At 47.1% G+C, this 13,285-nt stretch carries 6 protein-coding genes; all 6 read left to right on the top strand.

Features of this window, described 5'->3' with window-relative positions:
- The first annotated feature begins 10 nt into the window (after positions 1-10).
- The 6 genes from AAFJ72_RS03135 (at position 11) to AAFJ72_RS03110 (ending at position 13,282) form a co-directional block, all read left to right on the top strand.
- Positions 11-1,099: a hypothetical protein gene (locus AAFJ72_RS03135; RefSeq protein WP_432776011.1), complete on the top strand. Its 1,089-nt coding sequence runs from the start codon at positions 11-13 to the stop codon at positions 1,097-1,099.
- A gap of 81 nt (positions 1,100-1,180) precedes the next feature.
- The gene (locus tag AAFJ72_RS03130; RefSeq protein WP_432776010.1) at positions 1,181-4,492 is read left to right on the top strand and encodes a family 16 glycoside hydrolase; all 3,312 of its coding nucleotides are present in this window, start codon (positions 1,181-1,183) and stop codon (positions 4,490-4,492) included.
- A gap of 11 nt (positions 4,493-4,503) precedes the next feature.
- A complete protein-coding gene (locus AAFJ72_RS03125; RefSeq protein WP_432776009.1) occupies positions 4,504-9,123 on the top strand; it encodes a hypothetical protein in 4,620 nt (1,539 codons plus the stop codon).
- Between the two features lie 13 nt (positions 9,124-9,136).
- Positions 9,137-10,282, top strand: a complete 1,146-nt coding sequence (locus tag AAFJ72_RS03120; protein WP_432776008.1) for a hypothetical protein — start codon at positions 9,137-9,139, stop codon at positions 10,280-10,282.
- 17 nt (positions 10,283-10,299) lie between these two features.
- Complete coding sequence (locus AAFJ72_RS03115) at positions 10,300-12,168, top strand: hypothetical protein (RefSeq protein WP_432776007.1); 1,869 nt, start codon at positions 10,300-10,302, stop codon at positions 12,166-12,168.
- Position 12,169: 1 nt separating this feature from the next.
- Complete coding sequence (locus AAFJ72_RS03110) at positions 12,170-13,282, top strand: hypothetical protein (protein WP_432776006.1); 1,113 nt, start codon at positions 12,170-12,172, stop codon at positions 13,280-13,282.
- The last annotated feature ends 3 nt before the right edge of the window (positions 13,283-13,285 follow it).

The following is a 13,285-nucleotide window of genomic DNA, read 5'->3' as shown; positions in this document are numbered from 1 at the left end:
GAATCTCGACATGGCTAATTTCAAATACATTGAAAAAATCACCACTTCGAAAGAATTGCTGGAGACGATTAAAACCGAAATTGAGCAACTTACAAACTACCCTCATAACGCTACTGCAGGAGAGACCCAGGAACAATCGACCTGGACGGTTGTATCCGATTTGACCAAAAAAGATTCGGCTTCCGGCAAAACTTCCGAGCTCGTTTTGAAAGGTATCTCCAAAATTAACAACGTGACCAAAGAGTTTTATGTCAAGTTCACCAACCCCGGATTTACTGATCCAAAAGAACATAGCTCACTCAATGTCCAGGTTCTGGAAGGCTACAATCCAACGTCAAAGACCTTTGCCACGGAAGGACACCCGGTCAATTTTGAATGGGCCGATGAAAAATTTACTGTGAATGGCAAGCCGACTGACCGCACGATTGACAAACCTGTATACCTGTATATGAATGTGATGAACAATCGCATTGCACTGGTAGCTGTGGGCGATCCGGCTGTTCATTTTGAAGACTATCGCAAGAGCTTTCTGTACGTAGGCGCTCTCAAACCGTTTAAATACAACATGGATGATGTGGCTGGCAACATCATGCTGACTGCTGGAGCTGTCGCTGCAGAGCCTACCGTTCCTGTTTCCTCTCACGATTACGGACAATATACGTCGTTTGGCAACAACACGATGCAAATGCTTGCAACCAAATCGGGCATTCGCTTCCAACGACACTATCCGGCGTTTATTACCCAGGCTCCACAGCCAGGCAAAGCATACTCTGATGCCAAGCTCGGCGATACTGGACTGCTTCTGGAGCCACAAGGCTTCAACGCATCTGCTTGGACTCGCCGTTACCATCTGAGTCCGATTTATGTCGTACACGGTTATGACGGTTATCGTGGCAGCCTTGAAAATTGCATTGCCGTCTCGAAAAACAACATCCTCCATTTGGATGAGCTGATTGTCGATGTCGACCCGAGCGATACGACCAAAAAACACAAACAGGAAGTCTACCGTTATTTCGACCATAATACCGAGCAGAACTTCATGAATTACTCCGCCAACGTAAAGATGGGGATTGCCTTCTTGAAAGAAGTTCGCTACTAAACGCAGTCCCTCAAAAACTGTATAGCAATCAAAAGGGGGAAACTAGAAATCAGCACTGGTATTCCCCCTTCTTTTCGGGAGGTGAACCTTTTGACTGGAATCTCTTCTACCGCAGTCTATCAATTCAGGTTGGCAGATGAATATACTTCGATCCGTAACTATATAGGAAAAGTAACGTTTACTACTTCGCCTTCCCGCCACTATTCTTTTGTCTATATCCCATACGGAAGAAATACCAGCATCCTTATGCTGGACTACCTGCTCGCCCATCGCAAAAGCGTTTTGGCATCTGTTCAGGATTCCTTGCAAGACATGATTCGTGAAGACACACGCACGGCCAGTCCAACCGATCTCATCGTGATAGCAAATCGCACTGATCGAAGTAAGGGCCTGATTTTTGATGAGGCTTCATGCGCAGACCGTATTATCAGGCAACCGCTTCAGGTAGTCCGTCGCGTACATGTATCTGATCGCTTGAAAGCAGCTTTGGGGGACAAACTCCCGCCTTCTCACTTGTCTGTCAGATTGCAGAAGAATGCACTTCATATTGATTTGCCTCCAGCTGCGGGCAATCGTTCCAAGGCTGCGAAATCCAGCGTATGCAAAAATCATTTGGATGGAATCCGCACTAACCGTCTGTTGGGCAACAAATTCAACCATTGGCTACGTGGAGAGCGGACTTCCTCTTTTCCCTTATGGCTAGACACCGAGAGAAGTATAGCCAACAGGCATTTTTTAGACTTCCTCTTTTTGCAGATGGAGAGTGAACTCGGCTCAAGAGCGTCTGCGCGGAAACTCGCAATCGCAAATGAAGCGTTTCCGGCCAGACGAAGCTCCGCGCACGCGCTGTTTACAGCACCTTCCTATTTGTTAGGAAAACGTCATTATCGCTTCGAAATGACACAGCACCTCATTCTCGCATTCAGCCGTTGGAAAGAAAAACATACCGAGATGCTTCGGAAAATGGCCTGGGCACATCTAAAAGCGCGACAATACGATTCCGTATTACATTTCCTAACGACGGCAAATAGAATCGGAACGCAAGATCTGATTGTCCACGAAGTCTTAGCCTCTCTTCGCCGCTCTTCCCAGCAAAATGCTTCTGTATTGCAGCAATACCAAATAGGGAACCGCACCTTCATGCGTAAACTCTCCCTCGATCCTCTTTTTCTTACAAGCTATCGTGCTGGCAGACGCGACTTGTTTCTCAATAACTGCGCGCTGGAAGCTCTCCGCTCCTATCAGAACTCAGCGGGAGCCTTGTTGGATGATTACGAACTCAGCAAGCGAATCTCGAAATTTGCTTTGGAGACCCTCTATTCCATGTTCACGGGGGACCGACAGCTCATCTCGTCTGCTTCCTTGCTGAACATTATGGGGCTAGGCGATCGCCACAACCTCCGGACACTCTTGGTCGATGCCCCCGTTTTGTCCTCTCTACGCAGTACAAGCACTCAGCTTTGGATTCCCGAGCAGACGACCTATGCACAGAAACAGCTTTTGCGGCCTGCAACATCACTGAAAAATAATGTGAGTGCAGTGCGTGAGCAACTGCATGACATGTATCTTGGGGAATCCAAGCAAGCCATTGATTTGAGTGGTGGCAAGGCAGCTAAGCCATCCATCCTGTCTGCCGAAGAGGATATTTTCGCCCTCTGGGAACAACTTCGACCAAGTACACTCCATGATTGGCTTGCCGCAAAACCCCAATCGCGTCATGCATACAGCGAAGAAGCTTCGCTCTCCTTGCCTAATTTCAAAAGAGATGGATTTATTTCTCAGAATAGTTTCTTGGCTGCCCTTTGGCGCGTATTACCGGCGCATATTTTGGAAGATATTCTCGCATCCAAAGAGTTCCCTTCGCATCTGATGGACGACATGTTGTTTGCCTCGCGCCTTACAGATGGTCAAAGCATTTTGGAAGCTTTGGTGGAGTGGGCTCTCAGTAGAAACAACCTTGTGGCACAAATAGACGAACAATTTTTGAATGGTGTACGAACAAGAATCCAGGCACTACTGGATACGAATATCATTTCCAGTAAATCCACACATGAGAAAGCAGGAATTCTCTGCTTTGGAGCAGATGAGGCCACTCGTCTTTCGGAAAATCTCTCTCGACTGGAGTCTGAGGAACTTACTGGCAACAGAGCGCAATCCAATCAGGCTGTGGTCGATGAGGAAAGCATCGTCGGCGAAGAAATTTTCCGCCCTGCCGAACTGAAAATCGGACATCCTTTTGGCTATCTGACCCCTGATCCTTCCTTTTTGCTCGATGATTCCACAGCCGACAAAGCTTCTCTCCCAAGTGAACTCGATGATCGGAGTAGCGACGCTTTATTGCGCAATAGAATCACTGAACTGTGTAGTGGTTTCCTCTTCGCGTCCTCTGTCCATGAACGAGTCAGTTGCATCCTTGAGCTGTATGAAATCGGTGAAAAAAGTGTACGTGCTGGCGAACTCCCGGAAGATGCCTGGCAAAACTACGCAAAGCTTGCTCTGGAACAATGCTTTGTGCATGAGCAAATGTTTGCTTCCCAACCTGAAGCTGCCTCTACACTGCTCGAATCCATCCTTGGCTTCAAGCAGCCCGATAAAGCCATCATCAACGCAGATTGGATCGCCAATCATCAGGAGCGCTCTGTTGACCTCCTCTCTCCCTTGTTAGGGCAAAAAGAGTTGGCTGAAGCAATCATCACGCAATATTTGGCTGCTCAAGAAGAACGCCGACATGGCCATATTGAAAAACCACTTTTTTCTGTGCGGGATTTCAAAAAAGCTTGGTCAGATCGTATAGAAGAAGTAGGACAAGGATTCGTCTACGATTACTCCAAAGAAGTGCTCGAAGCCGGGCACGACCCTGAGCATTGGTCAGGCGGTTTTGCGGTACCGGACACGTACGATCCTCATGATCCTTTCAATGAGTATTACCCATGGACAACGAATCTGAACGCTCTTGAATTGGGACAAGATGACTGGACTCGTTTCGGTTCAGGCACATGGGTGCAAGATCGTGACCAAGGGAAGTTCATCAGCAAATCCTCCTCAGGAAACATGAGTGGCTTCATCCGAAATGATTTCACCTATTCGGATTACCAGTTTGAAGTCGATTTCAAAGTGGACAACCCCGCTGATGGCGATAGTGCTGGCATCGTATTCAAATACTTCAATGACAAAAACTACTGGATGTTTGTCGCAAGCGGCGGGGACGCCAGCGGTATGCCACGTCCGATGCAGCTTTTCAAGGTAGAGAACGGCATTTCTACCCTGTACTCTACCCCGATGAATCCTTTTGCCTGGGAAAAAGAAAAATGGTACACCCTGCGTGTCTCTGTTGTAGGCAACCGCATTCGACTTTGGGTAGACAACAGCTTGCAATACGATTTTACGGAATAGAGGTGATAAATGTGGGTCATACGTTTGGCATTTTTTCCAAATCGGCGGGAAATGTGACTTTCGGGAAAATGCGTTCCTCTCTGGTAGAGGGCGCTTTTCATCCGAATCATCCGGAAAACCCGGAAAGTCCCAATCGTCCTCGGGCAGAACGCTACGCCGGCTATCAAAACCCGTTGTTGGGTGATCCGGGCAAGGGGCAAATTGGACGCTGGCAAACAGTAAATCTCGACTCACTTGAGAGTCTGATCGATCAAATGATTGAGCAGTTTATCCGGGACAAAAGCTGGTATGCTGCGGTCCGCTGCCGTGAAGCGCTGTGGAATATGTATCGCCGCCTGGAATGGTGGGTCAATCAGCAAATTGATCCGCAAAAAAACGATTACCAACGTGCGCTGCTGATGGTGCGCGATTGCATTTACAAAATCCTGAAGAACGCCGAGCAGCCGGATGGAACCCACCAGGGCATATCGCTTCCTGTCTGTCCGGCTCCCTATTACCATCACTTCAGCAGCTACTATCTCAACCATTACGATGCCATCGACAAAGAGGTTACAACGTTTGATATGCGCAAGCTTCCGTTTTCAGACAAATTTCACGGCCTGTTCCGCTACGTCTCCTCTACCGAAGATCAGGAATGGCAAATCGTCCACTCCACTGGTAGCAATGAAATGGCCGGAAATGAAATGATTATGAAGCTGAATGTATCAACCCTCAAGCACGGAAACTCCAGCAAAGTCTCCTTTCAATGGCGATTTAAAAAACAAGGCTTCATTCGTTTCAAATATATGGCCAGCACAGCTCCTGGCGACGGTCTACTCTTTTTCATCAACAACAACCAGGTCGGTGGAGAATGGAACCAGAATACTTCCTGGCAGGAGGCAAAGTTTCATGTAAAACCGGGACAAACGTACAAGTTTGACTGGTTTGTGCGGCGGATGAGCGATCGGCAGTTCGGAAAAAATGCGGTTTACATTAAAGATGTAGAATGCGTCGAGGTAATACAGAGCCTGGATGAGCAAACGCCGCCAGATGTGGACACTTTGGGAAGAGAAGCGTTTGCAGATCCAAAATGGGAATGGATAACCCGATCCAGCGATAGCATCATGACCACGTATTACAACGGAGAAGTTACTGATGCGATCAATGGCCGGGAAGTATCCATCATCCTGGACAATGAATGCGACGGTATTTTTTCCTGGAGCCATAAAATGGGGAGGGTCGATCCCCCTTACCAGTTTGATATTAATACTTTTTTTGCGGATGAACTTCGCGATTACACCATGACTAGAATCGCTCCTCATGGCAGCCAAGCCACTTCCCATCACGGTCGGCCTTGGTCGCTCCATCCTTACGAGCATTACGCCCAAACAGAAAGCGATCAGGCAAAAACTACTTACGATCTTAAAGTCGGCAATAAAGCCAAGGTTGATGTGCAAGGCGCAGTTGAGCTTATTTGCCCTCCCCTTTCCATTGACCACTATGAACCGCAGATCCTATCCGATCTGGATGCGGATACCGCTCATTTTACTTTTTCCGGGGTCAACATTTGGAAGAAATGGTCCCATCCAGACCTCAAGAGGAAAGCATTGCTTATGGAAGACCCTATTATCCAAGGCACCGGAGATGCTTCCACTACCATTACCCTTCAGGATGACGGTTGGTTCGAGTTTGACTACGCCTGCAACTTTCGAGGCTCTGAAATATTCGAAGTGCTCGTCGATGGAGAGCAAGTGCTTGTTTCTTCATCGACCTCCCAAATACAATCAGCGAAGATTTCTCTCTCCAAAGGCACCCATACCATTATTTTCAGAGTGACTGACAGCTTCACGGAGCAACCGTTTCGATATTCTACAGAGGCAGATTTTGCTTATGATGACGACATTGAAAAAATACGCGGTCGATTCGGCAGCTATATTACTGTAGATCGCTCTTCTGATTGGGAAGAAAGCAAGAAACAAAGAAAAGCGTCTACCTCAGAAAATCGGGCAGAAATCGATTATCACGTGAAGCTGATGCCGGGAGCATCGTTGCAATTCTCGGAAAAGGCTTTGCTGGAACCAGTGGTGGACGTATCGGATTTTGACCCGGACCGTACCGAGTATACACAGGTTTTCTCTGAAGCCTTCAATGAAGGCGATGGGCGTTGGAGTTCCGATCTGGACGTTCGCGATAACTGGAAGTGGGTTGATCTCTATCAGCTCTACCACCCTGAATCTGCTACCGGGGACATTGATGATGGCGTATTGATGGTAAAAGATCAGGATGGAACGATAAACCGCGTTTATTTGCGTGAGATCAAATTGTCAAACCCGGGTTTCGTCCGCTTTGAATATGGAGGAAAATTCAGCCCCTATGAGTCGTTAAAGCTTTACGACAACGGCAAATTGATCTGGGAAGGGAATCAAGACCATGAAGCTGCGGTTGGCTTATACGTTGAAGTGCCTATTCCTGCTGGCAAACATACGCTGAAGTGGGTCTACGAGGATCTGGATGAAGTTGAGATCACAGAAGGTTCCGGCTCTGGAAGCGGAGGATCTGGCAGAGCGATCGGCACTCCGGGTTCTGACCTCACTCCTGAAGAGGGCGGCCAAAGGTGCTTTAAAGCTGGCACCCTAAACCATCCCTTTGATTATTCCATCCTTGACGGAGGATTCCCCAGTCACATCAGGGGAAAAATGCTGTGGAAGGGACACACGCAAAGCCAAAAGGACGGAGTAGTCACACGTGAAATCCACGCCCCCAGTTACGGCTCTTATATTTACAATGAGACGCTGGAAGTGTTTAGCGGAACAGGTGTCCCATCTACCTCTGAAGCAAAAGCTGTTCTCAATTATATTTCCATTCCCGAGAATAAAAATAAAATTTCTTGGTATGATGACTATTTTGCTTTTTTCCCTAAAAATATACCTGCAAAAAAAAATCGTAGATTAACCTACTCGTTTACTGGCGGCGGTATCATGACTTTCCGGTTCAAGTGCGCCTCTCTCTTTAGGGGGAAGTACAGTGGAACAAGTAAAGGTCTCGGATATGAGTATGATGGCCATCGCGCATCATTTCAGATGAGGCTATCCCGCACTTTCGAAGATAATGGAGAATTAATTTGGGAGACAAACAAAAATGAAGGAGTCTCCAGAAACTATGAAAATATCGATTGGTCCGAAGCAACTCCCGTATATAAAAAGATCGAGGAAAAACCGATAGGAACATGGTATTTGCATCTTATCCTCTTCGATGATTACACAGACAACGATACAGTAGATTACGACTGGCAATATGTGGCAATCAATGGGTTAGAAGTCACCACCACCCAAAAAGGAATTAGCGGAAACGGTGTTCTCGATGCAACACAAGTGAAAATGGAAGTAATCGATAAATCTACTGGTAAACTTGTCAGCACGAAATATTACAAGGGAGGCACTTCCTCTGCCCAACCTTTCGCATCGTATCCTATAAGCATAACCATTCCTCCGGGAAAGACTTATCAGATCAAGTACACCTTGCTGAAAGGCGCTGGAACGAAAGGAGGAATAAGCGGAAAAGGCGGATCATTTCAGCTGACAGGCGGTAATTTCAAAGAATCGTGGGTCGATTATTGCTACGATAGGCACGGAAATTACTACAAAAAAACGGACTCCCCTTATACTGGAACACCTCCGCAACCTCCGAAATCGAAATGGGTAATCCCGCCTGATTCCTGGTGCTGGCTGGATGCTATCGAGGTTTGGGAAAGCCCCGATCCCATCCACCTCTGCAAAGATACCAGGCTGCGTGTCAGGGTCTACGATGAGGAAACAGATGAATTGATCTCGGAAGAAGTATACGAGGGCGAAGACGAGCACTTGATTGAGGTAGCGCTAAATAACACTTCTACAGACGAAAAAACATACAGGGTAAACATAAGATTTTTGACACAGTGCGACGACATGGTTACCTTGTATGACGCTCATGTGCAATTGGAAGATGTAAAGCCACTCGAAAAATCATCTTGCGTCGTCCTCGGCTACAAGGTAACGGAGAACACGGCTATCTGGATGGGGGGATGCAACGGCAGCAAAATGAAGCTAAACGTATATGCGCAAGACGGCAACCTGATCCATTCCCAAACATTCGTGGAAGAAGGCGAGCAAACCTTTGCCCTCAGTTCACTTCTCCCAACCCCTTCGCCCTCTTATCGCTTCGAATTTATTACTGAACAAAAAGGCACAACCAGCGAAGTCACAGGCAAGGAATACAAAACGACGTTTCGCATCCTTGATTTTAAAGCTACTGAAACTTGGGAGCTGATTCCTGAACCATTTAACTCCAAGCTTGAATTTTTTATTGATGATGTATTAATGGACACGTTTCTCCAACAAGGTGGTTTCTTTGACCACGCTTATCCTGTGAAAGCGGGCAAGCATACGTACAAATGGAAGTTTACTGCCCTTGGCACTGGTCAAGTCTGGGATGCATGCGAAGTGGACTATATCAAACTAACCAATTGGATTTGCGATAAAGTCCTGGTCACACCTTACTGCGATCCCGGAAGTGGTGACAAGTGCGTTGAAGCTCTCATCAAATGCTTGCTGGCACTCTGGAAGCAACGTCCTGAAGCGTGCGTCATCGGCAAGCGAATATGGCTATTTACGTAAGGGGGTAAACTTTATGAGCGTTGTTGCTCTTCGCAAGTCGGGAGCTATTTATTCAGATGATTTTTCTTCTCCTTCTCTCGACTCCAGATGGAGCGTTTCACCGACGGATCCCTCGCGATGGTCCCTGACTGATGCTCCTGGCTCGCTCCGTTTGAAAAGCGGAGCACAGCCTCTTTATTTGTTCCTGGACGCTCTCTCGTCGATCAAACAATTCGTTTTTGATATGAAAAATACGTACAATCCGCAAACTTCCCAAAGCACAGGAGGAATCGCTGTTTTTGCGGATCATACTGACTTTTTCCGAGTAGAAGAGTATTATGATTCAGCTCTTGGGACTGTCAAAAGCTTTCCTTGGCTCCGACTGGTCCGTGACTACAATACGTACTCGGCTTATTGGTCTGAAGACGGGAACATCTGGCACATCATCGGTTCTGAAGAATTCAACCGCCTCGCTCCCAAAATCGGTATTTTTTTCGATAGCACGGCAGACGACTACCTGGACATCGAACAAATCCGGATTTTCTCCCACCCCGCCCTTACTGTATCTAACCTGTCTCCCGGCACACGAGTGGAGCTATTAGATTCTCAAGGCGAAGTAGTAGACTCCAAGACTTGTCGGGCTGGACAAACCACTGTTCAATTTGACATGCTCAAGCATCCGATTCCTTTTCATGGTTCCTTCCGCTTTTTTAAAGCAGACGATCAGGAACCTATCAGTTCAAGCGACCAATTGGAAATGTGGGGCGGAGATGAGTACGATTTCGCTCCTTCTCTCACTCTTTTTTTCATAGACGGAGAGGGAAATGAAGTCCTCTTGCAAGACAACACGGAACAATTTCTGGGCCATATGCTTCAAGGGCAGTACAAAGAAGTGAAAATGATTGCCCGAAATACGATGAACAGCGGCACGTTTACAAACATCCAGGCTATGCTCACCTCTTACGCGGGGACCGACCAGTTTAAAAGACTAGTTGAAGTAGCAGCCGATCAGAATGGCGTGCCTGGCACCTGGGGCGATTCGTTTACGCTTCCCGACACGGCAGCAGGCCATGAACAAATATTTTGGACGAGAATTTCGCGGGAAACTGATCCCTCCCTGATTGAAAAAACGACGCATGTTCATTTCGGGCTCAAACTGTCCTCTGTTTATATGAAATAAAAAAAGGAGTGAAGCAAATGGCGGTAAGGATAACCCGAACAGGAACCGGAGTCGTGCAAGACCACAATGACTTGGCCAACAAAGGTACGCGTACACACGCAGAAATTGACTCCTACCTTCAAGAACTGGATGACGCAAGAGGCAATAAGCCAAGCCTGAAGGATACACTGGATGAATTGCAGGCAAAAGACGACGATCAGACTCAGCAACTTGACACCTTGAAAAACAGTGTTTCAGCCGTTCAAGACAGTGTAAATACGGTAATGGCCAGGACCGTCACTCTGGAAAATAAAAATCAGACCCAGGATATCCGGCTTGCGCAAATCGAACAAAAAAATGCACAGCAGGATCAAGCCATTTTAAAGCTGCAAAGTGATGTCTCTTCCAACCCGAATGCAGAGGTAGTCGCAGCACGGATCGACCGCAACGGAAAGATTTTTCCAAATCTGAAATCACGTCTCGATGAGATGCAAGCAAAGATTGGCAGCGGGGGCGGGAACTCCGGAAATGGAGGCGAAACATCTCGCCAGCCGTTAGTAGATGTCGTATCCTTAACCAATATATTACGCAATGCTTACCGCACTTTGGAAAATGGCGCGCAAGGCGCTTCTGTCCGACACCATTTGTATGCTGACGCTTTTGTAGATGGCTCTGGAATTGACGTGGCGAAGTCGCTATCGTTTCAAGTTACCAATGGCAAATTCACCAAAGCATCTGGTGATGCTTACAACTGGGGTACTTTGGGGGTAGAGACAGCCTCTTCTGTAGGGGATTATAACAATAGCAACACTGCTTATAGACCTTATAAAGCACATGGTACGACCCCGATCTATTCAGTTGAAAAAATCGCAGATGACCGTATTACAGCCGTTCCGGGCGACTATAAAGATTACTGGCTGCAAGCTGGACCAACTGCTGATTTATTTATGAAATGGGAGTCACCCGTCTATGTTTCGAAAATTATCCTTTGGATGAACGGTACCCATTCAGGAAACGGACACCACTACTGCGACCATCAAATTTTTGTTAAAGAACCCTCTTCTGACCAATGGGTAGCTGTTACCCCCAGAATAAACCTGGCTACGCCAACCGATAAAGGAATCAACGGAGATGGATCATGGCACTATCCTGTCCACCTCGATTATCCCATCAATGAAGTCAAGGTCACTGTATGGAACAAAAGCACCTACATGACCCTGACCGAAGTACAAATTTTGCGAGCATCTAATGAAGAACCTGTTATGGTGTCCAAGCCAATCCTGTTGGAAAAATCTCCGACGCACCTGTTTCTTGATGCGGAGTACGAGGGCAGTATCAGCCTGGATCTTTCCCTGGACGGCGGGATTACGTTCAAGACCGGCATTCCGCTGAACCAACTGATCGACGTAAGCAGCTTATCTGAAGGTACCTCACTCGTACTTAGAGCCCATCTTGGTGAGAAAGCCGTGTTGGACAGCATCGGATGCATCTGGTACGACGAAGATACGCTGCCAACTTACACTGACACACGAGGCGAAGAGCATGAACCAGGCACCACGCCTTCTCTGATGCAAGTAGAAAAATTCGGAGTCAAAGCTTCCCCCGCCTCCCCTGCTCCAGTAAACATCACCATTCCCTACACCTCTGACTACAAATTGCCTCCTATCGAGGTTTTAAAATTCAGCCCTGGTCAAAAAAATTACACGGAAATACTGGCATCCTTCGATAGTGATGAGTCAGCAAATCTCGATCGTGACGATTATGTAGCAACCGATGGCAAGCTGCATCTGATAACCTCGTTTACGTTCGAACTGACCGAAGATACACTCCCCTCAGGCGACAATGTGTACTCGTTCACTATTGATGCCACTCAATTTGCAACTATTGAGAAAATCGAGGTGACATGACTTGGCAACCATCGGCGATCAACTTACTGCACCAGAAAACGGTTGGAGAAGATACGATAACTTGAACAACACTATCCGATACAACGGCTCGTTTTCAACTCAAAGCTACACCTCTGCTTACGCTGGTAACTACAAATACAGCACAAGCCCGGGGGCAAAAATTACCTTCACGATATTCGGGAGCAAACTGAGAATCATTGGCAGACAGTATCCATACTCTACGTTCCAATATTCAAGGAACACCCATGTATACATTGATGGCGTTCGAAAAGCCACATATAGCCACGACGGCACAGATCAAACTCAAACGATACTTGCGGAAATTGTCGGATTGCCGTGGGGACGGCATGAAATAGAGATCGTCGCCAGTGATGCAGACAGCATTCAGTTGGATGCCGTCGATATTGATGCAGAAGGAATTCTCGGCTACATTCCTGCAACGACTGGCACGCTCCGGACCAAGATCAGAGACATGCTCGTAGGTGACTACATTCCCTTTCACATCAACATTCAATCCCCCTGGCAATTTGGCTTCAATAACAGCTCTGTTACAGAAATCCCTTTGACAGGCTTGCCCAATACTGTTGGACAGAGCGGCTATCTGTTTCTGATTAAAGTAGCAAACGGATTGCTCATAGCTGATCGGGTCGGTGTGAACAATGTCTCGTGGGATGCGCTGAACACTGCGAGGCTGATTCAGGGCCAACCGTGGAGTTCTGCCGAAATGGACGGGATAGAGGGAACTCTTCGTTCGATTACAGGTGGGGTTGCTTATGCGAATGCTTATAGCAATGCTTCTCTGAATGACGAGAAGCTTGGTGCATTTCCAGTCCATAATGAGTGGGATAAATATATTGTCAATTTCCCTATTGATAAGATCGAATCAGGAAAAACAGTGGATGATGTCTTTCACTTTCGACAAAACCCTACATGGTGTCAAGACACGACTCTGACAGGGGTTGTTGGAACTGATGGAGTCATCGCAACATCAGGGTCAGACAAAAGAACAAGAAGAGGTTATGACAGCGACCCAAAATGGTTTTCAGGAATTGTGTCAAGTTTTACGTCAACAGCAACAGGGTTCCGCCCAGTTTTTGAATATAAGGAGGTGTAACAA

The organism is Brevibacillus gelatini (genome assembly GCF_050920745.1).
Taxonomy (GTDB): Bacteria; Bacillota; Bacilli; order Brevibacillales; family Brevibacillaceae; genus Brevibacillus; species Brevibacillus gelatini.
This window is presented reverse-complemented; position numbering and strand designations above follow the sequence as displayed.

What these genes read in the sequence shown, in the direction of transcription:
- AAFJ72_RS03135 (WP_432776011.1), top strand. Translation starts at nt 11, where the DNA reads ATGGCTAATTTCAAATACATTGAAAAAATCACCACTTCGAAAGAATTG.
- AAFJ72_RS03115 (WP_432776007.1), top strand. Translation starts at nt 10,300, where the DNA reads ATGGCGGTAAGGATAACCCGAACAGGAACCGGAGTCGTGCAAGACCAC.
- AAFJ72_RS03120 (WP_432776008.1), top strand. Translation starts at nt 9,137, where the DNA reads ATGAGCGTTGTTGCTCTTCGCAAGTCGGGAGCTATTTATTCAGATGAT.